This window comes from Natrinema versiforme JCM 10478, assembly GCF_000337195.1.
GTDB classification, from domain to species: domain Archaea; phylum Halobacteriota; class Halobacteria; order Halobacteriales; family Natrialbaceae; genus Natrinema; species Natrinema versiforme.
In genome coordinates this window covers 1-26,639 of the sequence record NZ_AOID01000027.1, presented here as the reverse complement: position 1 = coordinate 26,639, position 26,639 = coordinate 1, and the positions used below count along the sequence as shown (strand labels likewise).

Sequence of the window (26,639 nt, the reverse complement as noted above, 5' to 3'; positions counted from 1 at the left end):
CTCCCGGCCGAAGAACAGCCGTTCCGATGACCGGGGACCGGCGACGAGCTACTGTGCGCCCTCGACCGGGATCGTAAAGGTGAACGTCGACCCCTCGCCGGGGTCGGAATCGACCCAGATGCGGCCGCCGTGGCGCTCGACGATGCGGCGACAGAGCGCGAGTCCGATGCCGGTGCCGTCGTACTCCTCGCGGCTGTGCAGGCGCTGGAAGACCCGGAAGACTCGCTCCTGATCGTCGGGATCGATGCCGATCCCCTCGTCCGCGACCGATATTTTCCAGTTCCTGCCGGTCCGCTCGGCGCTGAGGTGCACCCGCGGCGGCTCGTCGCCGCTGTACTCGATCGCGTTCGAGAGCAGGTTCTGGAAGAGTTGGCGGAGCTGTCGCGAATCGCCCTGTATCTCGGGGAGCGACTCGGCCGTTATCTCGGCGTCCTGCCGGTCGATCATCACCTGCAGGTCCGTCAGAACGTCCTCGAGCACGGCGTCGAGATCGACGGGTTCGAACGGGTCGCCCTGCGAGTCGATCCGGGAGTACTCGAGGAGGCCGTCGATCATGTCTCGCATGCGGTCGGCACCGTCGACGGCGTACTCGATGAACTCCCGGCTGTCCGCGTCGAGTTCGTCGGCGTAGCGGCCCTCGATGAGTTGGAGGTAACTCGAGACCATCCGCAGGGGCTCCTGGAGGTCGTGGGAGGCGGCGTAGGCGAACTGCTCTAAGCGCTCGTTCGAGGCCTCGAGGTCCGACACGGTCTCGTTGAGTCGGCGCTCGTAGCGCTGGCGCTCGATCGCGGTCGCGAGGATCGTCGCGACGCTCTCGAGGAAGTCGACGTCGTGATCGGCGAACTCCCGCGCGGTGGTATCGTAGACGTCGAGGACGCCCCACGGGTCGGCCGCCGGGCCGACGGTGACGGTGATCCCGCTCCGGACGTCGGGATCGTCCACCACGGACGGCCCGTCGAACCGGTCTTCGGTCTCGAAGTTCTCGATCACGACGGGCCCGTCGTCGGCCAGCGCGGCCGCGCCGATCGAATCGGCGACGGACGCGGTCACCCCGTCGGCGGCGTCGAAGCCGGTGCCGGCTCGGAGCCGGAGCGTCTCGCCGTCGGGGCCGGCCGCCTCGTGTTCGAAGATAGCCGCGTACTCCGCGTCGAGTGCTGCCACGACCAGTTCGGTCGCCTTCTCGAGCAACTCGTCGGTATCGGCGCTCTCGAGGGCGTTACGACCGAGATAGGAGACCGACTCGAGCTGGACGACTTTCTCCGTCAGCGTTCGTTCGGCCTCCTTGCGCGGGGAGATGTCACGGAAGAGGCCGACGAAGTAGCGGTCGCCCTCGTACGTGAAATCGTTGAGCGAGACGCCCAGCGGCACCTCGTGGCCGTCGGTGTGCTGGCCCGGCAACTCGACGTAGGTCCAGTTGATGTGTCGCTCGCCGGTGTCGAGATAGCGCTGGAGCGCCGAGAGGTGGGTCTGGCGCAGCCGCTCCGGGATGATCTTGACCTTGCTCGAGCCGACGAGTTCGTCGGGGTCGTAGCCGAGGATGCGTTCGACGGCGGGATTGGCGTACTGAATGTCGCTGTTCGTGTCGAGGACGATGATGCCGTCGGGGAGCGCGTCGGCGAGCGCCTCGAAGGTCCGGCCGTACGTGAGATCGGACTGGGACGTCACCGTCGAACCGGCTACCGGTTCTCGGCGGCGGACGATTCCGGTGATCGACGGCTGCCGGTCGACATCTCCCTCCCCGTCTCCCCCTCGCGACCGTCGCTCGAGGTGGACGGTACAGGGAACGACATCCGTCTTCGTTCGGATCGGGACCGATGTCGATACCGGTGGTGAGTCCCCGTGACCGAGATCGGACACGAGCGACTCGAGGGTCGTTCCGTCGTCGAAAAGCGTCTCGAAGGATCGCTCGCGGAGTTCGGTTCGCGTGTAGCCAGTCAACCGCGTGAACGCGTCGTTGACGCCGACGATCGTCCCCGCCGCCGTCGCTCGGAAGTAAGCGACGTCTGCCGCCTCGAGCAGCCCCGCCATCCCGTCGGCTATCGGGCCGGTGGCGGCGGTCCCGTCCTCGGATACGGACGGGTCATTTGACGGGCCAGGTTCCATTGACAGCCCTTCGACGGTACCGTAGATAAGGGCTGTGGAACGCGGTATCTGTAGACCCGGCGACAGCTTTCTCAGCAATTCTGATGACGAGAAAGTACGCAGGACGCCACCTCAAATTGGCGTCTCGAACTGGCCACAGGACCTCGCTGGAACGCCGTACGCTGGTCAGTCGCTGTCAGTCCCAGAACGCCTGCGTCCGGGCATACTCGCGCTCCTTCGAGAGGATGTCCCGGTAGAACTCGGACTCGTCCTCGCGGAGCTTGTTGATGATCTGGGCGGCGTTGTGCGGGCCGACCCCGCGGGCGGCCATCGCGATCACGGCCTGCTTGCCGTGGCTCTGGACGAGGCTCGCGGCCCGGAACGCGCGTTCGGTCATCTCCCGTTGCTCGTCGTCTTTCTCCTGGGAGCGGACCGCCTGCACGACCTCGTCGGCCCACGGATTCAGCGATGCGATCCGGGTCGAGCCACACTCGGGACACTCGGGCTGGTCGGGCACCCGCTTGACTTTCGTCTTCACCTTCCACTCCGTGCAGTGGGTACACAGCAGAATGACGCGGTCGTTCTGAATCCGCTCGCGGACCGTCTTGATGACGCTCGCGTCGGCGTTCTCCGGCGCGAGCAGTTCCTTGCCGCCCGAGGAGCGCCCGCCCTGTCCGATCGGTGTGCGCCCGCGGTGGGTCACCAACTCGAGGTCGCCCGACTGAATCCCCTCGAGCACCGCACTCGCGCGCTCGATGTCGAGGTCCTCGTGGAACACCTCCCGGATCGCCTCCTCGTACATCGGCGTGTCCTCGAGGGCCGACAGCAAGCGGTCGTTCGAGAGCCGGCCCGACCCGCTGCCCTGCCAGCGCTTGAGCGCGCCGAACTTCGCCGAGACCTGCGCGAGCCGAAAGGCGAGCGCGTCCGACCGCTTGAGCCCGAGTTCGACGATCGCCTCGACGTGCTCGGGATCGGTCGTCTCGAGCACCTCAATCACCTCGCTGGTCGCGATCGAGTTCGGTACCTCGAGTTCGATCCGGTAGGGATCGGTCTCGAGGCCGACGGAGGAGCCCGCCCGCTGGCCGAGCAGCGCGGAACAGATCCGCCCGAGCGTCTCGTTAGCCGTGTGGCCGAAGGGGGCGTTGAGCACGATCGTCCGGCCCTGTCGCTCGAGGACCAGCCGATCCGCCGTCGGCATCGGCGACCCGCTGTCGATTTGTTGCTCGAGTTGGATGCAGGCCTCGGTCAGGGTGTACTCGTCGGACGGGTAGCGGTGGGCGAGTTCGCGCCCGACCGCGGCCGCGTCGGCTCCGGCTTCGAACTGCGGCTCCGCGACGGCGCGGATCTCGCCGACCTCACCGGCGACCGCTGCGGGGACTGGGATTTCCTGGCCGATCCACGACGGCACCTCGCCCGCGGGGTCTTCGATCGGACTGACTTTGACCCGAGCCTCCTCGTCGTCGATCTCGGCGATCCGCCACATCTCGCCCCGTTGGATGAACACCTCCCCCGGCTGGGCGAAGTTCACGACGAACCGCTCGTCTAAGGTCCCGATCTGGCCGCCCGAGGCGATGTCGTGGACCTCGTAGGTCTCCTCGTCGGGAATCATCGAGAGGTTCGCGTAGACGTACTGCCACGTGCCGCCGGTGGTCTCGATGCGATCCTCGCCCTCGTCGAACCACAGGATTCGGTTGCGGTCCAGTTCCGAGATAATCTCCCGGATCGTCGCTTCGGGCACGTTCCGGAACGGATAGGAGCGGGTGATCGTCTCGACTGCCTCGTCGACGTACGTATCGCCGCGGCTCTGGACGATCGCCGGCAACTGGTTCGCGACCACGTCCAGACTCCCCTCGTGGATCGCCGCCGGCTCGACTTCACCGTCGCGGGCCCGGCGGGCGATCGACAGCGCTTCGAAGGTGTCGTCGGGCCGGGTCGTGACGACCGTCCCGCTCGAGACCTCGTCCTGCCGGTGGCCCGCGCGGCCGATCCGCTGGAGCAGACGGGTGACCTGTCGGGGGCTCTTGTACTGGATCACGTGGTCGACCTGCCCCACGTCGATCCCGAGTTCCATCGACGAGGTACACAGCAACCCGTCGAGGTCGCCGGCCTTGAACCGGTCCTCGACATCGATCCGCGCTTCCTTCGAGAGCGAGCCGTGGTGGACCCCGATCGGCAAGTCGAGTTCCTTGAACCGCGAGCCGAGCGCCTCGGCCGTCTGGCGCGTGTTCACGAAGATCAGTGTCGACTCGTTTTCCTCGACTAAGTCCCGGATAACGCGGACGTGGCTGGCCGTGTCCGCTTCGGTCATGAGTTCGCCGGCCAACCGCTCGTCTTCTTCGGTGATCTCGGGCTCGCGAACCGTCACGTCGACGTTGCTTCCCACGTCGATCTCCCGGATCTCGCAGGGCCGGCCGCCCGTGAGGAACTGGCCGACCTCCCCCGGGTCGCCGACGGTCGCCGAGAGCCCGATCCGCTGGAACCGCCCCGCGAGGTCGTGGAGTCGCTCGAGGCCGATCGCCAACTGCGCGCCCCGCTTCGAGGCCGCGAGTTCGTGGACCTCGTCGATCACGACGTGGGAGACGTCTTCGAGCGCCTCGCGCAAGCGCTCGCCGGTGAGCATCGCCTGGACGGTCTCGGGCGTCGTAATCAGCACGTCCGGCGGATCCTCGGCCTGTTTCCCCCGCTGGTACTGGGTCGTGTCGCCGTGGCGAACGTCGACCTCGAGGTCTAAGTACTCGCCCCACCACTCGAGGCGCTCGCGCATGTCGCGGTTGAGCGCCCGCAGCGGGGTGATGTAGAGCGCGCCGAACCCGTCGGGTGGGCCATCCTCAGCAACGAGATGGTCGAAGACGGGCAACATCGCCGTCTCGGTCTTGCCACTGCCGGTGGGCGCGATCACGAGCGTGTTCTCGCCGGCCGACAGCGGCGGAATCGCCAGTCGCTGCGGTGCCGTCGGCTGCGAGAAGCCGCGTTCGGAGAGCGCCCCCCGGACCGTCGGTCCGAGGCGCGTAAAGGCCGCGACGTCCCCGTCAGTCATCGAAACGCGCTAGGGGCGAACGCCGGATAAGGGCCACGTTTCCGGTGAACGCGGCACGGATCGACTATCGGCTCGAGTCGATGTCGGAAGCCGAGACGCTGAGGGTCATCGACGGCCACGAAATTCGTCTCGAAACCCACTCACTCCTCGGATTCGTCGCTCTCGCCGTCGGATTCGGCGTCGAAATCCGCGTCGACGAGTTCCTCCGCGACGTCTTCGTCGACCGCCATCTCGCCCGGCTCCGACGGTGTGTCTTGCACGTCGGGTTCGGCGCGTTCGGTGATCTCCTCGTCGGCGCGTTCGTCGGCGTAGTCGGCCTTCGTCTCGGTCTCCTCGAGTCCATCGTCTCCGTCGTCGTTCGCGCCCGGACCGGGTTCGGTCTCGTTCATCTCGTCATCACTGCTCCCGTCCAGCCCCGTCACGTCGGCGTCCTCGCGCTCGGCCTCGTCCGCGTCAGCGGACGGGTCGACGTCCGGATCGGTCTCGGACGCCTCGCTTCTAGGCCCCTCGATAGAGATTTCGGTGATGTCGTCGGGGACGGTGGCGCTGGTCCGGTTCCGGATCGTGTCGAGTCGATCCCCGGGGACCGCGTCCGCGGCACGGCGCTGGATCTCGTCGGGAACGGCGTCCTCCACGTCGGCCTGCACCTCGTCGACGGACTGGACGGGAACGTCGTCGCGCGGGCCCAGCACTCGCAACACCAGGTAAGTGAATCCGAGGAGACCGGCCGCAGTGAGCAGGTGTTTGGCAAAGCGTCTCGAGGAAGAGGAGGCGGCCGGCGGGTCGGCGGCCACCGAGGTGGATCGATCGCCGTCGGATGTTCGGAGTCGCATCACGCGTCGTTCGAACTCGGTCGGGAAGTGGGTTCGGCGTGCGCAGGCCGGCAGCGATCGCGGGTCGGCGGTGCCGGCCGCTCGCGATCACAGCTCGAGGTGTTCGATGCGGGCGTAGCGGCCGGCCCGCCAGCCGGCGACGATCGCGACCACCGTCCCGACGACGAGCGCGAGCGCGAAGCCGCCGAAATAGACCGCGGGCGGGGTCCGGAGGAGTCCCTCGAAGCCGAGTATCGACGCCGCGAATCGGTTCACCCCGAGGACGGCCAGCGGCGTCGTCGCGAGGCCGACGAGTCCACCGAGCAGGCCGATGACGAGCCCCTGCGTGCCGATCGTCCCGGCGAGCACCCGCCGGGAGAGCCCGACGGCCCGGAGCGCCGCGAGTTGCTCGCGCTGTTGGTGGGCCACGAGCGCGAACAGGTTCGCCGTCAGGACGACGCCGCCGACGACGGCGAGGCCGACCAGCGTCGCACCGCTCGCAAGGACGATCGTGCGTTCTTCGACCATCGATTGGACTTGGTTGTCGCTGGTCCGAACGTCGTACTCGGGATACGCCTCGTCGAGATCGTTCGCGACGGTCGCCCGATCGGCGTCGTCGGTCACGTCGGCGGTGATGAACGTCGCCCGGTCGGTACCCGACGTGCCGGCGACCGCTTGCAGATCGCCGAGCGGGACCGTCACCGCCGGCGAGCCCAGATACTGCGAGTAGTAGCCCGAGGTCCCGACGACGGTGAACTCCGCGGCATCCGCGGTCTGTCTGCTGGTGCCGACGTAGATCNGTCTCGCCGACCGAGACGTTCAGCGAGTCGGCGACGCGCGGATCGATCACGATCTCGCCCACCTCCGGCTCCTCGGGCGGCGGACTGGCGGCGGTCTCCTCGTCGACCTCGAACCCGCGTCCCTCCCGGAAGTCGAACCCGTCGTGGGTCTCTTGGACGCCGACGGCGGGCCTGCGTTCCAACTCCGACGCGTTCGTTCCGAGATAGACGTCGTACATCGCGATCGGCGAGGCGCTCTGAACGTCGTCCCGTGCGGTGATCTCGGCCGACTTGGCGTGTGCCCCCACGATCGGGTTTTCGGTACCGCTGGCGGACGGGTCGACCGGGTCGCTCGAGATCCAGATATCCCGGTCGGCGTTGTCCAGTCCCTGCTCGCCCTTGTCGACGACCCCGACGCCGAGGCTCGCGAGCACCGTCACCGAGAGCACGGCCAGCGTGACCGCGAGCACGGTGAGTGCAGTCCGGCCGGGTGACCGCCGAAGCTGTGCGACCCCGAGTCCGACGACGGCCCGCAGGCGAACCACCGCCCCACTCAGCGTCATCGGCCCACCTCCTCGAGGACGGACGTTCGCGCCGCCACGGCGAGCGGGTACGGAACGGCGACCAGTCCGGACAGGAGGGCGACGCCGATCGCGTAGGGTACCAGCAGCGGGTGGAAGTGGGCGACCGCTCCCGGCGCGACGGTCGCGTTGGCGGCGGCGTTGACGCCGACGATCCCGACCATGCCGAGCCCGACCCCCGCGATCGAGCCGACGAGCGTCGTGATCCCCGTCGACACCGCAACGACGGCGAGTTGGCTGTGCGTCGGAAATCCGACCGACTCGAGGACAGCGAGAGTACGACGGTCCTCGTTGACAGTCATCCCCATCGTCGTCGCGACGAACGACGCACAGATCGTCACGCCGACCAGCAACGCGATGACGCTCGTCGCGAACGCCAGTCCGTCGTCGAACAGCGCCGACGGATCGGTGCCGCCGGCCACCTCGACCGCGGCGGTCGGATACGCGCCGGACGCGGCCGACTGCGCCGCCTCGGTCTCGCCCCAGATCAACAGTCGATCCGCGAGTTGGCCGTCGTCGCCGCCGGAATACGACTGGAGTTCGCTCAGGTGAACGAGCGCGACGGGCGCGTCGCCGGTCCCGCTCCCCTCATCCGCGACGGCGGCCACCGTCACCGTGACCGAGGGCGCGGCGGTATCGACGCGCTCCGTTTCGCCCGCGCCACCGATCGAAACGGGGATATCGTCGCCCGCGTCGGCGTCGAGTCGCTCCGCGGCCGTCGGCGAGAGGACGATCTCGCCCTCCCGCGGGCCGTCGTACGAGCCGTTCGCGTAGTGGGGATCGCCCGCCTCGAGTTCGCCGGTCGGCAGCCCCGCGACGGTTCGCGGCTCCTCGTCCGGGACGACGCCGACGAGTCTCACAGTTCGGGGCTCGGCGTCTGACGCCTCGAGCTGTGCCGTTTCGACGAGGACCGGTGAGGCGTGGTCGACGCCGTCCTGGGCTCGGATCGTCGCGGCCCGCTCGTTGGTCTCACCGAGGCGCGGTCCCTCGACCCCGTTGACGGACGATAATGTCCCGCTATCCTCGGGAATCACGCGGACATCGGCGTCGTCACCGGTGGTCACGCCGCCGTCGGCGAGCGCCAGCGCGACGCCGGTTATCACCACCAAGAGCGCGATCGTCAGCGCGACGGCGGCGACCGTCGACACGATTCGGCCGGTCGTCGTTCGCGTCGCCCGCCGCCACCACCTGCCCAGGGTCAGGCCGACGATGCCGGACCAGCGGGTCCGCCGCCGCGAGTCGACGGCCTTGGGCAGCTCGCCGTCGTCATCGGACATCGTCCACCCGTCCGTCACACAGCGTGACGACCCGATCCGCGACCTCGAGCGTGGCCTCGTCGTGGGAGGCGACCAACACCGCCCGATCGCGGCCGACGTCGGTCAGCAGTTCGAGGACGTCCGCCCCGGTCGCCGTGTCGAGTTCGCCCGTCGGTTCGTCGGCGACGATCACGTCCGGGTCCGTCGACAGCGCCCGCGCGATCGCGACGCGCTGGCGCTCCCCGCCGCTGAGTTCCCCCGGCAGATGCGTGGTGCGATCGCCCAGCCCGACCTCCTCGAGCAGCGCCGTCGCGCGCGCTCGCCGGTCGGCCCGGGGCACTCCCGACTGAACGAGCGGCAGGGCGACGTTCGCGCGGGCAGAGAGCGACGGCAAGAGGTGGAATCGCTGGAACACGATCCCGATGTGGTGTCGCCGAACGCGGGTCCGCTCGGAATCGGACAGCGCCGCGAGGTCGGTCTCGCGCAGTTCGACGCTGCCGCTCGTCGGAACCAACAGCCCCGCGACCGCGTGTAACACCGTCGACTTCCCGCTCCCGCTCGGCCCCTCGAGCCCGACGATCATCCCTTCCGGTACGTCGAAGGAGACGTCGCGGAGCGCGGTCACCGTCCGCTCGTCGCCCGATCGGAACCGCCCGCCAGTCGACCCGTACTCGTGGGTGACGCCCTCGAGGCGAACGGCCGCCGTCGATTCGCGTTCGTCCGCCCGGTCCCTCGCCGACGATCGCGAACCGTGTACTGATTGGTTTGACATTCCCAACGGTCTCACTCGCAGTGACCGCCCACCGACTCATTGTTTCGACCCCGCTACCCCTGTCAAACGACCGCTACACGGTGTTTTGCTCGTGAAACGGTCTCGAATGGAAGGCGAATACGGTGGGAAACGCGACTGTCTCGGTCGCTGGGTGGGATTCGGGTGCTCGAGGCTAGTTTTGGGAGGTAGGGGGCGCATTGTGCGCCGCCCGCTCAGTGAAACGGGTACGTACAGGTTAGCGAGTGATCAGGTTCACGTCGGGCGATTCTCTGGTTTATCTGACTTTCTCTGTCCAGAATGCGAACGTAATCTGCTGCGTGATATTGTTGGCAGTCTCGAGCAACTGTTCCACTTCGTTCTAGCTGAGTCAGATCGTCATGTCGTCGCGATTCCCGTGCTGGCTCAGATGCGTGTCCGTGTTGATCGAAAGCGACGGGATTTGACCGGCCGCTACGCCGGTCAAGGAACCCAAATGAGAGGATCGCTTCGATACCTCCAGTCGCAAAATATATTATTGGTAGACAATCTCTTCTAGAAAATGTCGCCCTCCAGACCGTTCTTCGACCCTGCGACCGGCGAACTCGATACCATTCAGCTCATCAAAGAGGTGATTCCCCTTACAAAGCTCATTGGAGCCGTTGTCTTGGTGGCTCTCGTTCCGATCCTGTTCCGAGTCACCTTCGGCGTTCTCTTAGGGTTAACCTCCGAGTTCGGTTTGTACGTGCTCGCGAGCCAGTTCGTCATCGCCGTTGGAACCGGGATCGTCCTGCTATACGTCATCGTCCGGGCGAACCAGATGATCGACGAGTGAGGGTCTGCAAGTCGTAGATCGGACGCCAAACAAGAGTCATCGAAAAGTTAGCGGGAAGCTGCTACTCGGTCGCCGTTTCACCGGCTTCAGCCAGATTCCTCCAGCAGATCATGCGGCCGGTCTCACAAACGCAACGAGGGAGACCACCGGGCGAGGTCTCAGTTGTCATACGCCCACCGCAGTGGAGACAGTGCCGGCTCACGCGTCCCACCTCTCTGCTATGTAATTCGCCAGACAGCGCGGACCCCCAACAAAATCCTTGTTCAACTCCAAATTTTCGGCCGTCTCGAATCATCGAAAATCGCAAGACTGCGGGCTATTCGGTGTCTACTGTACTTCGACGGGAAAGAGAGTCCGCCCTCCCCGCCCGCACTTCTGCGCTTGTCTGTCGGTCTGGGTAGTGAACATCGGATTCATGTGTCTGGTAGGAGGTTGCGTCGCTGCTCGGCCTTCTGTCGCTCAGAACGCCGGTCGTAATGCTTGTCGAGAATCTCGTTACTCGCGTCCATCCGGTCGCTGACGGCTCCTCGGTCCGTTTCGTTGAGCCTGTAATACGTAAGACGACCACTCCGGACATCGTGTGGCGAGCGAGCCGACGGACACTTGCTCATCCGCTCTGCCCGCTGATACTCACACGTTTCCGGATCCTCGTCATGTGGACACTCTTTACCGAGCCAGCATGGCCGTGTGATGCGGTAGAGAGTCGTTCGGAGAGTCGTCCGAGCCATCCGACCGTGTTCCGTCGTGATGAGTGGATCGCGCCCGTACTCGTCGAGGACGGGAATCCGCCGATCGTCGACGTACGCCTCGAGGACGCGAGCGACGTACTCGCTGAGGCTGTTCCAGCGCTGGCTCTTCGACTTGTTCTTCAGCGGCGTCCCGGCGTCGGGTCTGTGGACGAAGTGGATACCAGGACCGTCGGCGTTCGGGCGATCGCCCTTGAGGTCGAGGTCGCCGACATCGAGCGCACGGAGCGCCCCCACCCGGCACCCGGTGTGCCAGAGGAGGAGGAAAATAACGTGCGTCCGGCTGGCATACTCGTACTCGCCGAGGTAGTCGAGGATCGCCTCGGCCCGTTCGGGATCGAGCGTTGTATCGCTCACTTCGTGCCCATTCACCGACGGCAGCGGGACACGGTCGAAGAACTCCTGTGGGACGGCGTCGATGTCGCCACAGAACCGGAGGAACGCCCGAAGCGTCGCGAGGTCACCACGGAGTGTCGTCGGGGCCAGCTCCTCGTCGTGGTCGGAGTAGTTCCCCTCGCGTCGCCAGATGCGATACGCGTAGAGGTCGCGTCCGTTGAGTTCGTTCAGGTTCTCGATTCCTTCCTCGTCGCACCACGTCGCGAACGCACGGAGCCGGTAGAGTTGCCCCTCGCGGGTGTTCTCAGTGGTGTCGTCGCGACGAGCATCGAGGTACATCTGGATGGCCTCTCGAGGGGCGATCGGCTCGAGGTCGTCGCTCATCGGTTGCCTCCAAAATCAGTGTCCGTGTGCTGTTGTTGATCGCTACCGCCGTCAGTCGCTAGATCTAGCGTCGTCTGTTCGGTTAGTTTGGGGACATCGCCAGCGATCGGCGCACCGCCGCCTTTTCGATCGACGGAGAGCGCGATATCGTACCCAGACCAATTCGGGGTACGGAAGTAGTAGGTCGCAACCCGTTCCCATCCGTCCCATCCGTCGAGTCCGTCGGAGTTGTAGCCGAACGTTAGGACGTGGCCACCGGGAGCTGTTACGTTCGCGATCGAACCGCGCGGTTCCCACTTTCGGCCGATATGATTCCCGTCGTAGTGCCTCTCGGCCATCTCCTTGGTGTACGGTGGATCGAAGACGACGGTGTCGAATCGGTTGTGATCGAGGTGTTCGTCGATCTCTCGAACGTCGTAGTGAGTATCCGCGTCGTGGTCCCGATCGATGTCGTTTCGGTGGATCGGGGCGTCATGGTCGAGGTTCGTCTCTCCAGCACAGGCATTCAACACTTCGCCGTGAAGCCACCGTTCAACGATCTCCCGAATCTGTGGAACCTCGAACGTCCACGGCGAGAGGTGAACTGGTTCTCCCCCCTTTGTCTTCCCGCCGATCTTGATGCGTTCGACCGTCATGTGTGCCTCGCGACGCCGATGTTCGTCGGCTGATTGCCCTCGTCCTCGTACTCCACTGCGAGTTCGTCTGCGCAGTCCTCGCAGAGGTATCCGTCAGGAGTAATCACTTCCTTCAGCCCGGTACACCGGGGCGTGTCACAGGAATAGAGCGAGTAGCCGTTCATCGATCCACCTCCAGATCGCTACTGGGTATGAGATCGATACTCGTCGCTCGAGCAGTTGCGCACGATCGACAGGCTGGTTCGTCGCGTTGAGCGTCGTAGCCGTCCGCGTCTGCGCCGCAGGTACAGCGAGCGTCAGACCTTTTGGCTGGCGATGCCTCTTGCCGTGCGTGGGGTACACGCCCCACGAGAGTTCCGCAATTCATTGTGGATTCCGGAGCTACCTTCTGGGCGGCGTGCCAGCGCCGCCCGGTCTCACATACCAACAAGAGTCATCTTCAGCCGAGTTGGTAGCTCCGTGTTTCTGTGTATAGGCTCCCTTTGCATAAATGCAACGACTGACTAAAGTAGGTCAGTGTTCTATTGAGTGGAGAATACCGTAGGAATAGGTTAGTGCGTGCTGAAGTGGGCAGCAATGAGAAAGTCGGGAACGTGGATGACGATCTGGGACGATCGTATTCTCGAGACTCTACGAAAGGAAGGCGCAAAACCAGTCGGTGAACTTGCCGAAGAAGAGGGTCTCAGGATTTCTCATTCTTCTGTCTCACGGCGCTGTAAGAAGCTCGCCGAAAACGGATTACTGACCCCGCTCGGAAATGGCGTATATACTATAACTGATCGAGGAGAGGCCTATCTCGATGAGGAGTACGACGCTGAAAACGGAGTCTACCTTAACGGAAACGGCTCGAGAGACGGCCCCACGGCGAGTGAAACCTCGGAATCGTGACGGACCGAAGACCAGCTCGATGGATGTGTACACTCGATGAACGAATCCTCGAGTACCTCGAAGAGGATTCCTGGTCAACCCCCCGCTACATGGAACAGGCTATGGGATTCAATGCCTCTCGAGGGAGGATTCAAGAGCGGTGCCGAATGCTTACACAGGCTGGTTTGGTGACACCGATGTTTGGCGATCATCACATGTACGAGATTACGGGTAGAGGTCAGAGGTATCTCGAGGGAGAATTAGATGTGAAAGATCTTCCTCAGCCTACGATTCACCGTCTTCTCTAATTATAGCCTATCCGGCCTCCCACTATTAACGGTAAATACAGGCCATAAGTTTCCAAATAATTACTCTGTATCGTCAAGTGCCATCAAAATCGGCGTACTGAACACAGACCATATATAACATCATCAACATGACAATATCTACATCAGTTGTTCAAATAAAACACTTGGTGGATAAAGATGTTTAATATTGATATGGTCTCAGTACGGGGATATCAATCTATATGACAGAACTGCTCTCCGTAAGCGGCCTTGTAATCGATATTATCGGAGCAGTTATTCTCGCGATACCAGACTTAAGCTCTATCCTGGGGAAATTTAATCGGATACCGGGTTCAAAGATATCCAAATTGAAAAATATAGAACATAAACTTGAGACAGCTTTAGCAGGTATTCCTGTAGCCAATTTAACTGAAGAAGAAACTAGTATATTAAAATCAGAATTAGATAACGCCTTTGATCGATTGCCTGATTCCTCTAAACGAATCCATCCAGAACGCCCAACGTGGGAACTTGAGTTTGATGAAGAATTCATTAATAGATTGCCAAAGATAAATCCTGAAAAATTAGTGTTTATGAAAGATGATGAATCTGGAGACTTCGTTCTAACCCCCGATATAGACCCTTTCGGAATTGATGAAACAATTGATAGAGAAAGACCTCAACCTAATCTTACCCTCTCCAGAGTTCCTGGCACTCACCAAACTTTGAAAATAGACTTGGATGAATTACGTGAGGATATTGGCTACGATCCTGAGGGCCTTGATGAACGATATAAAGAACGTATCGATACACTATCAGATGCAACTGACGTTCAAAAAGAGGAATCGCGCGAAGTACTGCCACCGCCAGAAAAACCAGAGGGAGAGTACTCTGTTGAAATCACACCCGACGTTATTCCAGGAAAAAGTTTAGAAGTGGAATATATCTACTATGAATTAACTGGGAAAATTGTAGAACTAGAACGTATGTACCGAATATCCGGATTGAGTCTCTTGGTAATTGGATTCTCATTACAAATATTGGCCACAATGATAAATTGAGCGCGTATAAGATATTCCTCTTGATGAAGTATCAACCTTTGAAGGGAATGACTAGTATTACTAGTTGGCGTACCAAGTTTGGATTGCTATTAATGTGAAGCGAAGAATGTAATCGATATAGGTCTTGTATTCAGCACGCAATCACGATATTTCTCAGCCTTAACAGAGCGTCTAGCGTTCAATAAAGGCGTGTAGTGGGGATCTCTTAGAGCCAGCTAACTTTCTGGCGCTCTCGTTGCTGTGCCTCAGGACTGTAGCTCCCCCGATAATGCTCAAGGAAGGTCTCAAGATCGTTCCACCCACCCCAGTCACAGACCAAGAGCGGGTCGACATCGTCGGAAGCGAGTGCAGTCGCCCAGGTCCGGCGGAGATCGTGGAAGCCGAGGTGATCCCAGCCGGCGTCTCCCGTCTCGTCGTACAGCCGATCGGCAGCCGACCGCACCCACCGCCGGAGTGATCGCGTACTCGTGATTTCGACGAGCGACGAGTTGGTCGGCGCGTCGCGCACGTCGTCGACCGTCCGGATGGTCGTCGCGAGATCGCGCGGAACCGGCGTCTCTCGGAACTTGTCGCCCTTCCCGTGCCAGACGCGGAGCATCGTCCCGGCGTCGGTATCAACGATGTCCTCCGGCGCAACGTCGAGGACCTCGTGTGAGCGGAGCCCGCATCGCGCTCCGAGCGCGAACGCGATCCGCTGCTGGGTATCGTCGGCCGCCTCGAGCAACTGTTCTACTTCGTTCTGGCTGAGCCAGACCTTCATGTCGTCGCGGTTCTCGTGCTGTTGTAGATTCATGCGTCCGGGTTGCCTGCATCCCGGACAAGAACCGCCGGGAATCTAGTTTTTTCGGTGGGGCTCGAGGGGGAGATCGGGCTGATTCTGTCCGACTCTACTGCAGTTCTCGGACATAGCTCTCTGTGCTACGATAGGTTCGTAACCAAGACCTATCGATCTCCGACGTAGACGTGGATGAAGACACCGAACGCAGCTGCTGCTCCTATTGCCATTGCTGCCTTTCTTGGGAGAATACCAGCAGAGTACGAGAGTCCAAACGCGACTACGCCACACAGTCCAAGGAATTCCTTTGAGTGGAAGAAACCTCGGTGGTTGAACAGTTCATCTAGTCCGTATCCTATCGACTTCGCTATTAGAAGAGTGAAGACCATCGTCGCCGCGAGGCCCACATATACGACAGGAATCGAACCTAATTCGAGTGCTTCTACTAACCGGAACCCCAATGTTCGGAGGAGAGATGGGTTGTTCAAGAGTAATAGCACTGGAAGAAACACGGCAATGGCTTTTAATACCTTTCCAAGACCTTGCCGAGGCTTAGACGAATGCACGTCCACGTCCGGAACAATCCCACCCAGAACTACTGCAGCGAACACTATTCCTGAAAACAGCATCAGGTCCTGGCCGATTCCGATCACCCCGAAGTGGTAAATCGCGTACGTGGCAGCAATCGTAAAGCCGATTCCACCAATTACTGCTAACCGTAGGTGTCCATCAAATCCCGTCATTATCTATGTACAGAGAGTATTGATCCACTAAGAAAGTGTTTCGGGATGTATAGATAGTGTCTTATCGAGTATAGACGCGGTCAGTACGTAGGCCAAATATATCGGTGAAAATTGGAGAATACGACTCTCTCCGAGTTCTCGGACAACTACTATCGTTCAGTACAGGTGAATTATACCACTATTCCTTTGGTCGTTATACGACTTCATTTATCAGTGTCGGAGAAGGAACTCGGAATACGATTATTAATACTACAGCGAATATAACACATAGGAATGTGATTTCATAAGCGATAGCATAGTTTAATCCTAAGTCCAATATTTCACCGATATCTGTTATAACTAACACCAGAGACAAAGATATATACACTAGCCCACCAGTTAGTGCAGTGATTGAACGACGGAACCACCTCACTTTTCTCTCCAAATGCATGCTGTTTGTCTCTATTATATCATAATAGGACCTAACTGTGCCTGTGAAATTGCTTCTGTCCAGATAATCCGTAGGTATCCTACGTCTGGAGAGAGGACCATACTTTATTCTACTTGTGAAAGTCGAAATTATCGCACATACGATGGAAGTGTGAAAAAAGAAGGTGCCCATCGCGAAAGAGCAGATTGCACCAGAATTAGTCGGTTTGATCACTGGAGACGTTGTAAGGAGTAAGGAGACACCAGTAAGTAAGGAACCTAATAATAAGATTGTGAGTCGAGCAAGAGCCATTGACTTGTCATCAAGCGATCGTGAACCCTCAATTTGGAAGTTGATTACCCTTTCAATTCGATCAATCTGGTCCTGGCGGGTTTCTCGGTCCATGTAGAATTGGTACTTAGTGTATTTCAGAAGTTATCGAGATCTTCAACCGCAGCTGGCGAGTCCCACTACCAGTTTTGCGTATCATCCCCTTCATTTCGAACACTATTCTACTCACCAGTGTTAATGATTGTCGTATCTTTGGATAAATTGCGTCGGAAATGCAGGAGAGGCCGACACTGATGAATTCTCGGACAAGCCACTACGCGTTCTTGGACACAATTTCCGTTTTGCTAAGTCGGGACAGGACAGTTGGAATTATGCGATCATAGATACTAGTGGGTTTCACATGACAAAGAGTGACCTCCATGATGACATTATGTTTAGAGATATTGATGAGGAGTGGATCTTCCACGACTCCAATGTCATATATCGGATTTTTAAACTCAAGGAAAAAGTATCTGAACTTCATGAGCGAATGGATCTTCTTGAGACATTCATTGAAGAATACGAATCAGATGAGGAAGAGCCTTCGCCGAAATTAATAAGAGAGGCTAGGCGTTCCATACTACGGTTGATGAATTGTGTGGAAGTTATTGCTTGGAATTTTCCCCACTTAGCATCTGAAACGTGGTTTGGTCATTTCAAAGAAGATATCGCACATGGTTACTGGCGAACTGAAGAGGGTCGGTATCGAGATGCAGAGACTGATCAAGATGAGCTTGGACAATTGTATTCAGAGGCTCGGAGAATATTCGATAATACTTCTAATTCACAATCTCAAGGCGTATTAAGCAGATTGTCAGAGTATTTCGAGTTTATGGATATTGATTTCCAAATGAAGAAAGTTCCTGAAGAATATGATGATGCTATTCGGGAAGCAGCAGATCTCTACTGTTTGGGTTATTATTCAACGGCACTCTTGGTTCTTGGACGGGCTGTTGAGAAATGCCTGTTGCAACTCGGAGAAGATCGAAGAGTAGAATCTGTTCGAATGTATGGGGATGAAGTTGATTGGGAAGATACAAAATTCCACTTCCGGAATGTTGCCCTCAATCGAATAAATATGCCAAAAATGCATGGGAAAGTACTGTCTGATCGTCAGTATCACCAGATAGCTATTCTTGTTGACTATCGTAATAATGTAGCTCATTCCGACTATGAGCAAATTGATCGAGATGCAGCACTTCGCCAGTGCATGGAATCTGTAGATTTATTAGAAGAATTGAATGATGCTCGAGAACATTTGCAAGAACTAGATGACGAAGATATTGACCCAATCTACAACCAAAAAGTCCAATAATGTAAGGTCAGATATTCTACAGACAATCGCTGGTGAGTCAAGACCGGCTATCCGACTCTACTGTGATTCTCGGGCATGACTCAGTGTGTCACGATAAGTTTGTAACCAAGACTACTCTTCCCCGAGAGTGGCCAGAGTAACATCCTCAGCCGGGAACCCTTCGACTATATCGATTACATCCTCATCGAGTGTATATTCGCCTTCCGCTGTTCGTTCAACTTGAGACTGGAACGCATCCTCGTCGAGCTCGTGCTCAGTCCATTCCGTGTGTGAGACGGTTGCTCGGAAGCTATCGACTGTTTCTGGAATCGCCGGCACATCTTGGTAGGTAGTTGGGTAGCCTTCAAGCAGAGGTGCATATCGGAACGGGATTGAAACCTCGTGGCTCTGAGTTGGGGAGCCACTAATTAGGCATCGACCTGGATCTTCGGCGAATGAGTCCTCGAGTCGGTCCTTGTCCGACCGGTCCCGATAGTCCATCGTCTCCCCATTGTGGATATTGACGATTTCATCCAATTCAGCTGTACTACCTGCAACATCCGCGTTCGCCAGCCAACAAGCAACTGCGAGTGCATCATCACCACTGCTGGTGATAGTATAGTATTCAGAATCCCACGAACTGAAAGTGTCATACCTGAGGTGAACCGCAAAGGACGTCTGCGGATCAATATCCGGCTTTTCATCGATCTCAGGACTGCTCTCTCGTTTTCCCATATCCGAATTGAGACCCTGAACGAATTCGCTATTACCCATCCTCTCAAACTCAACCGGGATAACCTCTATTGTGTCAGATTCAGACTCAAACCGCGCCTGAACGCCTTCCTTTTGATCGGGGCCGTACACACCTTGTTCGAATTCGGTTTCCTCCCAGCCATCTGGGATGGTGAACTGACCATCGTCTATTAGAGTCGGAGGTTCAAGCTCTGGGAACTCCATTTCAGACGTTCCGTCATCCTCATTGAGATTATCAGTCATAATTTATTGATGGCCTGTTGAACACATAAATTGACCGGCCCGCTAGCTTAGTAGGGAAAAGGGCCCGATGGTTCCGTGAATCTCGGACGCAGTGCTTCCGATGACTACGTCTACGATTTGAGGCATTTCCGTTCGAAAGAACTTGAGTCGTCGCCCCTAATCAGCGATGAAGTTCTTTCAGTTCAGATAGAATATTCACGACTTCGTCACTAGTTAGATCAAGGATACCAGTTCGGATTGGGGGCCAGTCGCCCTGTTGTTCCACTACCTGTTCCTCTACGCGATTTACCGCCTCGTCCCAGTATGTTGTCCCCAAAGACCGGACATACTCACTACCAACCTCTGCGTACCACAGTATATCAAATAGAACTTCGAAGTCTGTGAACACTCGATTATACTGATTTTCGGAAACGAGGAATTCCTTTCCTGGATCTTGGAGTGTCTGTCTCATTGACGACCGAAGAGACTTCTCTGCGCGTTCTCTATCGAAGCCTCGACCCCACTCTTTGGTTAGTCGCCGCGGGTGTAGAGCCTCGACAGGCGGAACTTCAGCCGGTTGTCTCGAGCGTGACTGAGATGTCTCGATGGGATTGGTAAGTAGAGTGGAAACCAGATCCCAGTTATCTCCGGCTATCCCAGCAAGACCAGCACCGTATAGAACAAGAGTGGCAGGATATCGTCGTAGATCATTCAAGCCCTCCTGGAACAGACCATTAGGACTCTGCTTTGGTGAGAGCGTAGAAAGAGCATCAGAAACAGATTTTTCTCCTAAATTTACTGTGTCTCCGCCCCAGTACGCGCAGGTCATCACTTCGGCAACTATTGTTCGCGTCAGATCCCCATATTCTTGGTATCGATCTTCAACCGAGAAGTTGTCATTTAACTCCTTTCTGCTGAGTGGCAATCGCTCCTCATCTTGGACGTTTTCCCCCGAACGCTGCGCCGTCTCACTGATTAGATCCGCAAGATCGATCCGGTGTTCTTCGCGTGGAAGGTAGCGTTTTACGCGCTCTCGGGCAATCGGCGTTGACAGGGGCTCTCCTTCTTCTGCGTCCACTAACGCTTGGACTCGATCCCGGAGGTCAGTGAAGAGCGAAATTGCGCCATCGTGGTTAATCGTGAACCCGTCACGGTGGGAGACCAACTCATTGGCGACATCACCCAATTCGCTGTAGTACGTCCAGTACGTCGAGTAACGATGGGTTTCACATTCTTGAAGGGACTGCCGAAGTCGTGTATCGTGTTTACCGGACCACCCGCAGATGATTAGCCCGTATTCTTGGAAAACGCGATCGATAATCTTCTGAATTGGCTCGGAATATGATTCTAATTCGTAGCTAAGATTCTTGACGTTTGTTTGCTTGTAGTCGCCATTCACCTTCACCACGACCGCCTCCTGATGTTGTAAGGGCTCCGCTCCCTGAGCAGTCTCCTTTCCAGAGATGACAACGGGATTTACACCTTGATCTCGAAGCGCTTGCTCTAGAAGTTGATCGAAGTTAGTCGTGAGGATGACATTGATATAGCCGTTGTCGACGAGCCATGCGATACTCTTGTGTGCTTCAGTAGGTGTTTTCTCGCCCCGTTCAGCTTCCTCCTCAGTTGGTTCGAAGAATCCCTCAAGAAGTGATCGACGCTCTGTCTGCGTTTTCGCAAGTCCCTCAATAAGGTTCTCGTAGGTTGCTGGCTCGTCGTAAGTTTCCTCATACCAGTCGGTCGGGTTAGTGTCGTTGTCAATAGATGTTTCCTCGGTTGCGGCGACACGCTGGGCGAGATTGGAGACGACAGTCCAGCCAGTTGGGATGCCGGCTTCTGTAGAGACGCCGGACCCGAGAAGGAGAGCGTATCGGCCAGGATTATTCCGCACAGAGAACGTTAGCGACATCCGAGTGTCTACCATCGGATACCCTCCACCATAGGACTACAAGTCATGGAATCGTCATGGTAGCGGGAGGAACTAAGTGTTACCCTATCTCGAGACAAACGAGGAATCTAATTCGAGATTAGCGAAGACAGTAGTTTTCCGGAAAGTCATCAGATTCCGTTTTCATGATGGTATTCTTGAAGAGCTAATCCAACCGTTTCAACATCTTCATCTTTTGCGATGATTGTCCACCCATCAGTTTGATCATATCGGAGGGCATATGCAATATTCTCCAACTCGATTGTAAAGTCATAGACGTATATCGTCTCACCCTGCCGGTCCATTTTCATCGGTACAATTCCGATGACTGATTCATGTTTCTCCAGTTTGTCAAGGAACCCTTGTGATACAGGCATTTCTGGCATTTTCGAAACTACATCTGGCTCGTCTGCTCCGTCGCTATCCATACCTTGTTTCTAACCATTCTAGATATAAATCAGTTAATATGAAGGACAGCTACGTTTCCTATAGATACGGAGTCCCACAGACAGTCTGAACTTATCGAGTGGGCTTGTTCAGACTCCTTTCATTTGGGTAGTCGTTCGGATCGATCACTGAAACTTCCCACGTCCCCGTATCAGTCCGCGTCACCCGCACTGGTTGATCTTTCACATTACCCTCTTCATCGACCAATCCAAGCGCCCGAAGCTCGCCCTTCGGAAGCACAACACCGCCCGACGTACGACCAACTTGTGTCAACTGGTGGATCGGCATGGCTACATTCATAACTGGTACTGAATCTGTTTAAACATTGGTCTCACCAGTACGAGACTATGATATTCACGGCCACTATCACTCGCTCGAGAGTCCCATCGAAGCATGGGTGCAGACAACCCGCCACCGACTGACGAGAAGTCTATCGACGAGGTCTACCACGACCGGAATCTCCTCGCGATCGCCTTCGCGAGAGCGATCCGTCTTACCTGGGGACGGGAAAACGCGGGCTGGTACTGGCACGGCGAGTGGCCCGTCATCTGGGTCGATACTCCGGCCGGCCAGAAATCGTGGCACGTCACGCCCGACCTCGAGGATGTCCTTGAGCGGTCGTCACTCCAACAGACCGAGCCGACCGGCGGCTACGACGGTCACTCGAGGACGCTGAAGAACTGCCGGCTCGCCCGCTATATCACTGGATCCTACTGATGACAGGCTACTTCTGCCCCGTCGAGGGGTGCGACAAACACACCGACGAATGGGACGACGAGCAACCACCTTTCGCCTCGAAAGAGGCGGTCAGGAGCCACATCAACGCGATGAGTGGCGACGACCACCAGCGAGCAAGAGACGATGGGGTCTGGAAGGAGGCCCCAAGCAGCAGCGAAGGCACAGACGGCGAGGGGGTCGAGAGCAGCGACGAGCAGCAACCCGAAGGGACCAAGAGCAGCAACGAGCAGGCAGAAAGCAGCAACGAAGGGGGCCAAAGCAGCCCCTCGAGCAGCGACACGACCGACGAGAGCAGCGACAACCAAGGGGACGAGCAAGTGAAACCCGTAGACGGCACCGACCCGTGGAACCCAGGCGAGCAGCCAAACGACCAGCAAACAGGGGGCGCTCAGGGGGCCTCGAGCGGTGGGTCGACCCCCTCGAGCGGCGGCTCATTCGGTCCGAGCCTCCGGACGACTGCGTTCTTGATCGGGGCGGCCGTCGCGATCTCCATCCTGATCCTGCTGTGGCGACGACGGCGTCGGTCCTCGGCGATCGATGTCGACTCGGCCGACCCGACTCCGGACGATGAGGACGAGTCGGGCGACGGCATCGACCGCGAGGCCGGGGGTGGTCTCGTTGACTGACGACCCGGACGACGCCGACCCCGAGGACAACGCCAGCGACGAGCCTGAGCCCGAACTCGAGGAAGAGTCGTATGCGGAGATCGACCCAGAAATCGCCGAGCAAGTGGCTGCAGCAGACACAGAGGAAGCGGACGGCGACGACGGTGCCGATGACGCCGGCGACGCTGGCGACGGTAGCGACGGTGCCGCCGACGACACTCCCGACAACCTCTCGCCCGGTCACATCTACTGCAAGGCCCTCGGAGCGGGGGCAACGATCAGTCAGGAGCGGATGGGGTCGGGCGTCGACGATCGGTCGGCGGCGATCGAGGACTACGCGGAACTCGCGAAGGATCTAGATCTGGATGACTACTTCGACCAGTGGTATGCGGAGAACATCGGCGGTAGTGGCGAAGTGAGTCCTGGTCAGGGCCTTATCGCGTTCTCGTCGTTGTTCGCAGTGATGGTCCTCGTCGAGGACGCGGAGATGCTCGATGGGGCGATCGATTCGATGAACGACCTTTCGACAGAGACGGAGGCAGCATGAACGTTCGAGACCTTGCAACCGGCGGAGACCCACGGAAAGCGATGGCAGAACAGTTCTTCAAGAGCCAGCAAGCCGAGGCGTTCCTCTCGATTGTCGCCCATCGCGAGCGGCGGATCATGGAGGCTGTCGCCGACCTCCAGGAAGCCGTCGACGACGAAGACGTCGAGCCCCTCGAGGGACTCCCGTCGGTCGACGACCGGGTCGAGCAAATCCGCTCGATGGCGCTCGCGATGGTCGACGATTCGCTCCCGTCGTGGTACGTCGAGGAAGCGATCGACATCGAGAACGCCGGAGAAGCCGCCCAGTACGCCGACCTAACGCCCGAGGAATGGCAGACGACCAAAGAGACGTGGGCCGAACGCTACCGCGAGCAGGACCTCGAGGGCACCGTCGACGAACTCGCGACGGCGCACGTCCGGACCCGGTTCGATGTCGAGGGCCTCGAGGAGTTCCGCGAGGCCGTCGTCGAGTGGCCGGCGGAGCGGCAGAAAGCAGTCCTCGAGGAGGCACTCGCCGGCGGGCTCCAGATGGCCGAACAGGGAATCAACGAGGTAGCTGAGGGACTCGAGGGATGAACCTCGCGTTCGGTGCCCGGACGAACTGGGGGAAGAGCTACGGCCTGCAGGCGTACACCGAGCGCAACGCATCGGAGTACGATCGGACGATCCTCGTCGATTACAAGGACGAGTACGCGGGGCTGGTCGAGACGGGGCTTCTGCAGCGGCTCCCGCTCCGGCCCGGAACCGAGAACCTGTCACGGTCCCAGTGGCGACAGATCCTCGAGGACAACGGGAACCTGCAACTGGCCCGCGACGGGATGACTGACGACGCCTGGCGCGACGCGATCGCGACCGTGATCGAGGCGCTGGCCCAGCTGGAGGAACGGACGTTCCTCGGGTTAGACGAGGCCCACCGTCTCGCCCCGCAGGGGAAGGGCTATCCGGACGCTTTCGACACGCTCGCGACGACGTGGCACGGTGACGGGATGGGCGTCGCGTGGGTCACCCAGCGATTCGCGAAACTTGACGAGGACATCTGTTCGCAGTGTCAGGCGTCGATGCTCGGTGGGTTCGGTTCCGGGAATGACCTCGACAAGGTCCGCGGAATCGTCGAGTACCCGGCCGGTGTCCACAAGGCCGATGCGGAACGGTGCCCGCGGACGCTCCCCGACGATCTCCTCGCCGACGGCGAACCGCTCACCCTCCGCCGGTTCACCGACAGCGCGGGCAACACGATCGGCTCCGAGTGGATCTATTCGGACGACACGACGCTGCAGCGGATCGACTCGCGGGATTGGACGCTCAACAGCACGCACTACGGCAGCGACCGAGTGCGGATCAAACATCCTTTCGACGACTAACCAGATGCGCACCGACATCACGCTCCGCGGGAGCAAGGCCGACCAGTTCGAACGGATACAGGACCTCCTCGAGGAACGTCGCGGCCACGACCTTTCGCGGGCCGATGTCATCGGGATCTTGATGGCCGACTACGAGCAGGGCCTCGAGGACGATCGCGGGCTCGAGCGGTCGCGACCGTGACGGCGGTCCGCGGGCAACCGCGGGCAAACGACGGCGGCCCGCGTCGGTTGACGGCGGTCCTAACGCGCTCTTATACCTGATTTCGGCTATTTGGACTGATCGCATGGCAATGCAATTCGATCAGGCCACGGAGGTCCTGACTGACAGTGACGTGTGGATGGATGTCGGCTTCGTCGCGGGCGGCTACCTCGTCCCGTACCTCGTCGACACCGCGACGGGGACGATGCTCCCGTCGGAAATCTTCGGTATCGGTGGGATGGCCGTCGGGGAGATGGTCGTCAACAACCGGGCGTTCACCCTCGGATCGGGCGCGTTCGCCGTCCGCGAGGCTGCCGAGCGCTTCAACGCTCAGGGCATGATCAACGAGGTGCTGGCGTAGATGAGTCTTCAGCTCTTCGCGGCGCTCGGCGACTCGAGCAAGTACGTCGAGACGGCAATGAACACGCCGGATCAACTGACGCCGGTCCTCTCGATCAACCCCAAAGACGGCGTGGGTGTCGTCTTCCGCAACCACGTCGACGTGGGTGACAAGACAGGCATCCCGATCTACGGGAAGTTCGTCGACACGAACGGGAACCCGCTTCCGGCCGACACCCGCGTCGCGATCGGGTACCAGGCACCGACCGACGAGTCGATTCAGGTCGTCTCTGACCCGAAGTCGACCATCGCGAGCTACATCAAGAACAGCATCTCGGACCAGCAGGACGACCGGCGAGTCGACGCGGTCAAGCACGCCCTCAAGGGCGAGAAGCTCGAGGTTCGCGACATCGACGAGGCGTACATCCTCGTTGATTCCACCGAGCAGATCGACCACTCGCAGAGCGAGATCTACATCGAGGAGTCGGCGCTGGCGGAGGTGGACCTCGAGTAATGTCGGTCGAAAAGCAACTCGAAAATGCGTCGTGGGTCCCCGGCAGCGTCTCGCTTCGGGAGTTCAACACCCAAGCGGGAACCCCGGGGGAGGAGTCGGTCGTCGCGGAGATCGAGACGGGCCGGGCGCTCCAACTGCGTGACGATCCCGACGCCGAGCTACGGCTTGTCCTCCCGGCACACGAGCATTTCACGACCAACGGCACGGCGGACGAGCAAGAGTCGTTCGACCTCGGTCACAACCTGATCGAGAGCCCGACGACGCAGGACTTCCTGCTGTGGGAGGACGGGTCGGTCGTCCAGCCCGACAGTATCGACTACGACGCCAACTCGTTCGACTACACCTCGAGCGGGACGAACACCGACCTCGACGTGTTCTACGTCGCTCGCAACCCGGCCAGCGTCGAAATCCGGAAGACTGCACCCGGAGCGGGCGGCAAGGTCAACCAGACCCTCAAGGAGGCACAGACGGCGATCCTGCACACTCGCGACCAGGCTCAGCAGGAAATCACGTTCGGGTTCGACCGGACGCCGCTGCAGCCGTACCTGCCTCGCAAGTTCCGGCTGCAGGTCGCCGTCGACGCGCCCTACACGGTCGCGTTCGAAGCCCCCGAGCGAGCGAACGGGACGCCTCGAGCGAACAACGCCCTGCTGTCGCTGCCGCGGTACCAGACCGAGGCCCGGATCGAGGGCCTCGGGACCCGCGTCAAGCAGGACATGATCGGAGTCACGGGGTGATCTCCCGTGCAGGGCGGTCTTTCCGAAGAAACCGGACCCGGCGAGCTTGCGGTCACCGCGACGGGAACGTCGTCGGGATCGACCGCGACGACGACCTCGAGCCCGGCGAACCAGAACCAATCCCAGCAGCCGCCGGAGAGTCCGACGGCGCGACTCGTCTACGGGACGCAGTGGACGCAGGACGACATCATGATCGGCCTGCTGGCGCTGCAGGCGGTGCTGCTGGTGTTCGTCACGATCCGATCATGAACGCACAC

Annotated in this window: 27 protein-coding genes and 1 pseudogene; 14 read left to right on the top strand and 14 right to left on the bottom strand. The window is 59.5% G+C overall.

The genetic code is table 11. The features are described 5' to 3' along the window. Positions 1 to 48: 48 nt before the first annotated feature. The 6 genes and pseudogenes from C489_RS09010 to C489_RS08985 all read right to left on the bottom strand — a co-directional run bounded on the left by C489_RS09010 (position 49) and on the right by C489_RS08985 (position 9,319). On the bottom strand, positions 49 to 2,103 hold the full coding sequence (locus tag C489_RS09010; RefSeq protein ID WP_049890740.1) for a PAS domain-containing sensor histidine kinase: 2,055 nt from the start codon (positions 2,101 to 2,103) through the stop codon (positions 49 to 51). Positions 2,104 to 2,278: 175 nt separating this feature from the next. Continuing rightward, a complete protein-coding gene (locus C489_RS09005; protein ID WP_006430908.1) occupies positions 2,279 to 5,119 on the bottom strand; it encodes a DEAD/DEAH box helicase in 2,841 nt (946 codons plus the stop codon). Between the two features lie 140 nt (positions 5,120 to 5,259). After that, entirely contained in the window at positions 5,260 to 5,952 is a 693-nt protein-coding gene (locus C489_RS09000) for a hypothetical protein (RefSeq protein ID WP_006430907.1), read from the bottom strand. Positions 5,953 to 6,039: 87 nt separating this feature from the next. Further along, positions 6,040 to 7,273: pseudogene (locus C489_RS08995) on the bottom strand (ABC transporter permease). Next, a complete protein-coding gene (locus tag C489_RS08990) occupies positions 7,270 to 8,568 on the bottom strand; it encodes an ABC transporter permease (protein ID WP_049890750.1) in 1,299 nt (432 codons plus the stop codon). Before C489_RS08990 ends, C489_RS08995 begins: the two are co-directional and overlap by 4 nt. Further along, on the bottom strand, positions 8,558 to 9,319 hold the full coding sequence (locus C489_RS08985; RefSeq protein WP_006430903.1) for an ABC transporter ATP-binding protein: 762 nt from the start codon (positions 9,317 to 9,319) through the stop codon (positions 8,558 to 8,560). The genes C489_RS08990 and C489_RS08985 overlap by 11 nt, the downstream gene beginning before the upstream one ends. A gap of 538 nt (positions 9,320 to 9,857) precedes the next feature. On the opposite strand from C489_RS08985, the gene C489_RS08980 reads away from it, so the two are divergent. Beyond that, positions 9,858 to 10,130: a hypothetical protein gene (locus C489_RS08980; protein ID WP_006430902.1), complete on the top strand. Its 273-nt coding sequence runs from the start codon at positions 9,858 to 9,860 to the stop codon at positions 10,128 to 10,130. 413 nt (positions 10,131 to 10,543) lie between these two features. Here the strand turns inward: C489_RS08980 and C489_RS08975 are convergent, their stop codons facing one another. The 3 genes from C489_RS08975 to C489_RS21340 are packed head-to-tail and all read right to left on the bottom strand — an operon-like array spanning position 10,544 to position 12,395. Continuing rightward, positions 10,544 to 11,596 carry a tyrosine-type recombinase/integrase gene (locus C489_RS08975; protein WP_006430901.1) on the bottom strand — a complete coding sequence of 351 codons (1,053 nt, stop codon included), beginning with the start codon at positions 11,594 to 11,596 and terminating at the stop codon, positions 10,544 to 10,546. Then, on the bottom strand, positions 11,593 to 12,231 hold the full coding sequence (locus tag C489_RS08970; protein WP_006430900.1) for a hypothetical protein: 639 nt from the start codon (positions 12,229 to 12,231) through the stop codon (positions 11,593 to 11,595). Before C489_RS08970 ends, C489_RS08975 begins: the two co-directional genes overlap by 4 nt. Beyond that, positions 12,228 to 12,395: a hypothetical protein gene (locus tag C489_RS21340; protein ID WP_006430899.1), complete on the bottom strand. Its 168-nt coding sequence runs from the start codon at positions 12,393 to 12,395 to the stop codon at positions 12,228 to 12,230. Before C489_RS21340 ends, C489_RS08970 begins: the two co-directional genes overlap by 4 nt. A gap of 412 nt (positions 12,396 to 12,807) precedes the next feature. Here C489_RS21340 and C489_RS20770 point away from each other — a divergent pair, with 412 nt between their 5' ends. Both C489_RS20770 and C489_RS21555 read left to right on the top strand, forming a co-directional pair. Beyond that, a complete protein-coding gene (locus C489_RS20770) occupies positions 12,808 to 13,119 on the top strand; it encodes a winged helix-turn-helix transcriptional regulator (protein ID WP_006430898.1) in 312 nt (103 codons plus the stop codon). A gap of 508 nt (positions 13,120 to 13,627) precedes the next feature. Beyond that, complete coding sequence (locus C489_RS21555) at positions 13,628 to 14,446, top strand: hypothetical protein (RefSeq protein ID WP_152423136.1); 819 nt, start codon at positions 13,628 to 13,630, stop codon at positions 14,444 to 14,446. Between the two features lie 205 nt (positions 14,447 to 14,651). Here the strand turns inward: C489_RS21555 and C489_RS08955 are convergent, their stop codons facing one another. Beyond that, entirely contained in the window at positions 14,652 to 15,239 is a 588-nt protein-coding gene (locus tag C489_RS08955) for a tyrosine-type recombinase/integrase (RefSeq protein ID WP_006430895.1), read from the bottom strand. A 149-nt stretch (positions 15,240 to 15,388) separates the two neighbouring features. After that, positions 15,389 to 15,964, bottom strand: coding sequence for a metal-dependent hydrolase (locus C489_RS20765; RefSeq protein ID WP_083902785.1), 576 nt, complete (start codon positions 15,962 to 15,964; stop codon positions 15,389 to 15,391). Positions 15,965 to 17,064: 1,100 nt separating this feature from the next. On the opposite strand from C489_RS20765, the gene C489_RS21550 reads away from it, so the two are divergent. Further along, the gene (locus C489_RS21550; RefSeq protein WP_152423135.1) at positions 17,065 to 18,018 is read left to right on the top strand and encodes a hypothetical protein; all 954 of its coding nucleotides are present in this window, start codon (positions 17,065 to 17,067) and stop codon (positions 18,016 to 18,018) included. A gap of 111 nt (positions 18,019 to 18,129) precedes the next feature. Here C489_RS21550 and C489_RS08945 read toward each other — a convergent pair whose 3' ends face one another. From C489_RS08945 to C489_RS08935, 3 genes are all read right to left on the bottom strand, one after another. Beyond that, positions 18,130 to 18,993, bottom strand: coding sequence for a hypothetical protein (locus C489_RS08945; RefSeq protein WP_006430893.1), 864 nt, complete (start codon positions 18,991 to 18,993; stop codon positions 18,130 to 18,132). Between the two features lie 160 nt (positions 18,994 to 19,153). Next, entirely contained in the window at positions 19,154 to 20,893 is a 1,740-nt protein-coding gene (locus C489_RS08940; protein WP_152423134.1) for an SIR2 family protein, read from the bottom strand. Positions 20,894 to 21,027: 134 nt separating this feature from the next. Further along, positions 21,028 to 21,324: a hypothetical protein gene (locus C489_RS08935; RefSeq protein WP_152423133.1), complete on the bottom strand. Its 297-nt coding sequence runs from the start codon at positions 21,322 to 21,324 to the stop codon at positions 21,028 to 21,030. A gap of 412 nt (positions 21,325 to 21,736) precedes the next feature. Between C489_RS08935 and C489_RS08930 the strand changes: the two genes are divergently transcribed. The 10 genes from C489_RS08930 (at position 21,737) to C489_RS08890 (ending at position 26,631) form a co-directional block, all read left to right on the top strand. Beyond that, positions 21,737 to 22,060 carry a hypothetical protein gene (locus C489_RS08930; protein WP_006430890.1) on the top strand — a complete coding sequence of 108 codons (324 nt, stop codon included), beginning with the start codon at positions 21,737 to 21,739 and terminating at the stop codon, positions 22,058 to 22,060. Then, complete coding sequence (locus C489_RS08925; RefSeq protein ID WP_006430889.1) at positions 22,060 to 22,707, top strand: hypothetical protein; 648 nt, start codon at positions 22,060 to 22,062, stop codon at positions 22,705 to 22,707. The genes C489_RS08930 and C489_RS08925 overlap by 1 nt, the downstream gene beginning before the upstream one ends. Then, on the top strand, positions 22,691 to 23,233 hold the full coding sequence (locus tag C489_RS08920) for a hypothetical protein (RefSeq protein WP_006430888.1): 543 nt from the start codon (positions 22,691 to 22,693) through the stop codon (positions 23,231 to 23,233). Before C489_RS08925 ends, C489_RS08920 begins: the two co-directional genes overlap by 17 nt. Then, the gene (locus C489_RS08915) at positions 23,230 to 23,808 is read left to right on the top strand and encodes a hypothetical protein (protein WP_006430886.1); all 579 of its coding nucleotides are present in this window, start codon (positions 23,230 to 23,232) and stop codon (positions 23,806 to 23,808) included. The genes C489_RS08920 and C489_RS08915 overlap by 4 nt, the downstream gene beginning before the upstream one ends. Then, positions 23,805 to 24,593 carry an ATP-binding protein gene (locus C489_RS08910; protein ID WP_006430885.1) on the top strand — a complete coding sequence of 263 codons (789 nt, stop codon included), beginning with the start codon at positions 23,805 to 23,807 and terminating at the stop codon, positions 24,591 to 24,593. Before C489_RS08915 ends, C489_RS08910 begins: the two co-directional genes overlap by 4 nt. 4 nt (positions 24,594 to 24,597) lie before the next feature. Continuing rightward, on the top strand, positions 24,598 to 24,774 hold the full coding sequence (locus C489_RS22130; RefSeq protein WP_006430884.1) for a hypothetical protein: 177 nt from the start codon (positions 24,598 to 24,600) through the stop codon (positions 24,772 to 24,774). Between the two features lie 103 nt (positions 24,775 to 24,877). After that, positions 24,878 to 25,153, top strand: coding sequence for a hypothetical protein (locus tag C489_RS08905; protein WP_049890738.1), 276 nt, complete (start codon positions 24,878 to 24,880; stop codon positions 25,151 to 25,153). Then, positions 25,154 to 25,645: a hypothetical protein gene (locus C489_RS08900; protein ID WP_006430882.1), complete on the top strand. Its 492-nt coding sequence runs from the start codon at positions 25,154 to 25,156 to the stop codon at positions 25,643 to 25,645. It begins immediately after the preceding gene. Beyond that, positions 25,645 to 26,382, top strand: a complete 738-nt coding sequence (locus C489_RS08895; RefSeq protein WP_006430881.1) for a hypothetical protein — start codon at positions 25,645 to 25,647, stop codon at positions 26,380 to 26,382. The genes C489_RS08900 and C489_RS08895 overlap by 1 nt, the downstream gene beginning before the upstream one ends. Positions 26,383 to 26,388: 6 nt before the next feature. Beyond that, complete coding sequence (locus C489_RS08890) at positions 26,389 to 26,631, top strand: hypothetical protein (RefSeq protein ID WP_006430880.1); 243 nt, start codon at positions 26,389 to 26,391, stop codon at positions 26,629 to 26,631. Positions 26,632 to 26,639: the final 8 nt, after the last annotated feature.

Bases quoted from the DNA above. Each gene is read 5' to 3' on its own strand.
- C489_RS09000 (WP_006430907.1), bottom strand. From the start codon at position 5,952: ATGCGACTCCGAACATCCGACGGCGATCGATCCACCTCGGTGGCCGCC.
- C489_RS08925 (WP_006430889.1), top strand. From the start codon at position 22,060: ATGACAGGCTACTTCTGCCCCGTCGAGGGGTGCGACAAACACACCGAC.
- C489_RS20765 (WP_083902785.1), bottom strand. From the start codon at position 15,964: ATGACGGGATTTGATGGACACCTACGGTTAGCAGTAATTGGTGGAATC.
- C489_RS08930 (WP_006430890.1), top strand. From the start codon at position 21,737: ATGGGTGCAGACAACCCGCCACCGACTGACGAGAAGTCTATCGACGAG.
- C489_RS20770 (WP_006430898.1), top strand. From the start codon at position 12,808: ATGAGAAAGTCGGGAACGTGGATGACGATCTGGGACGATCGTATTCTC.
- C489_RS21550 (WP_152423135.1), top strand. From the start codon at position 17,065: ATGACAAAGAGTGACCTCCATGATGACATTATGTTTAGAGATATTGAT.
- C489_RS08905 (WP_049890738.1), top strand. From the start codon at position 24,878: ATGGCAATGCAATTCGATCAGGCCACGGAGGTCCTGACTGACAGTGAC.
- C489_RS08945 (WP_006430893.1), bottom strand. From the start codon at position 18,993: ATGACTGATAATCTCAATGAGGATGACGGAACGTCTGAAATGGAGTTC.
- C489_RS08940 (WP_152423134.1), bottom strand. From the start codon at position 20,893: ATGGTAGACACTCGGATGTCGCTAACGTTCTCTGTGCGGAATAATCCT.
- C489_RS09005 (WP_006430908.1), bottom strand. From the start codon at position 5,119: ATGACTGACGGGGACGTCGCGGCCTTTACGCGCCTCGGACCGACGGTC.
- C489_RS21340 (WP_006430899.1), bottom strand. From the start codon at position 12,395: ATGAACGGCTACTCGCTCTATTCCTGTGACACGCCCCGGTGTACCGGG.
- C489_RS08990 (WP_049890750.1), bottom strand. From the start codon at position 8,568: ATGTCCGATGACGACGGCGAGCTGCCCAAGGCCGTCGACTCGCGGCGG.
- C489_RS08955 (WP_006430895.1), bottom strand. From the start codon at position 15,239: ATGAATCTACAACAGCACGAGAACCGCGACGACATGAAGGTCTGGCTC.
- C489_RS09010 (WP_049890740.1), bottom strand. From the start codon at position 2,103: ATGGAACCTGGCCCGTCAAATGACCCGTCCGTATCCGAGGACGGGACC.
- C489_RS08915 (WP_006430886.1), top strand. From the start codon at position 23,230: ATGAACGTTCGAGACCTTGCAACCGGCGGAGACCCACGGAAAGCGATG.
- C489_RS08985 (WP_006430903.1), bottom strand. From the start codon at position 9,319: ATGTCAAACCAATCAGTACACGGTTCGCGATCGTCGGCGAGGGACCGG.
- C489_RS08975 (WP_006430901.1), bottom strand. From the start codon at position 11,596: ATGAGCGACGACCTCGAGCCGATCGCCCCTCGAGAGGCCATCCAGATG.
- C489_RS08900 (WP_006430882.1), top strand. From the start codon at position 25,154: ATGAGTCTTCAGCTCTTCGCGGCGCTCGGCGACTCGAGCAAGTACGTC.
- C489_RS08910 (WP_006430885.1), top strand. From the start codon at position 23,805: ATGAACCTCGCGTTCGGTGCCCGGACGAACTGGGGGAAGAGCTACGGC.
- C489_RS08980 (WP_006430902.1), top strand. From the start codon at position 9,858: ATGTCGCCCTCCAGACCGTTCTTCGACCCTGCGACCGGCGAACTCGAT.
- C489_RS08895 (WP_006430881.1), top strand. From the start codon at position 25,645: ATGTCGGTCGAAAAGCAACTCGAAAATGCGTCGTGGGTCCCCGGCAGC.
- C489_RS21555 (WP_152423136.1), top strand. From the start codon at position 13,628: ATGACAGAACTGCTCTCCGTAAGCGGCCTTGTAATCGATATTATCGGA.
- C489_RS08935 (WP_152423133.1), bottom strand. From the start codon at position 21,324: ATGGATAGCGACGGAGCAGACGAGCCAGATGTAGTTTCGAAAATGCCA.
- C489_RS08970 (WP_006430900.1), bottom strand. From the start codon at position 12,231: ATGACGGTCGAACGCATCAAGATCGGCGGGAAGACAAAGGGGGGAGAA.
- C489_RS22130 (WP_006430884.1), top strand. From the start codon at position 24,598: ATGCGCACCGACATCACGCTCCGCGGGAGCAAGGCCGACCAGTTCGAA.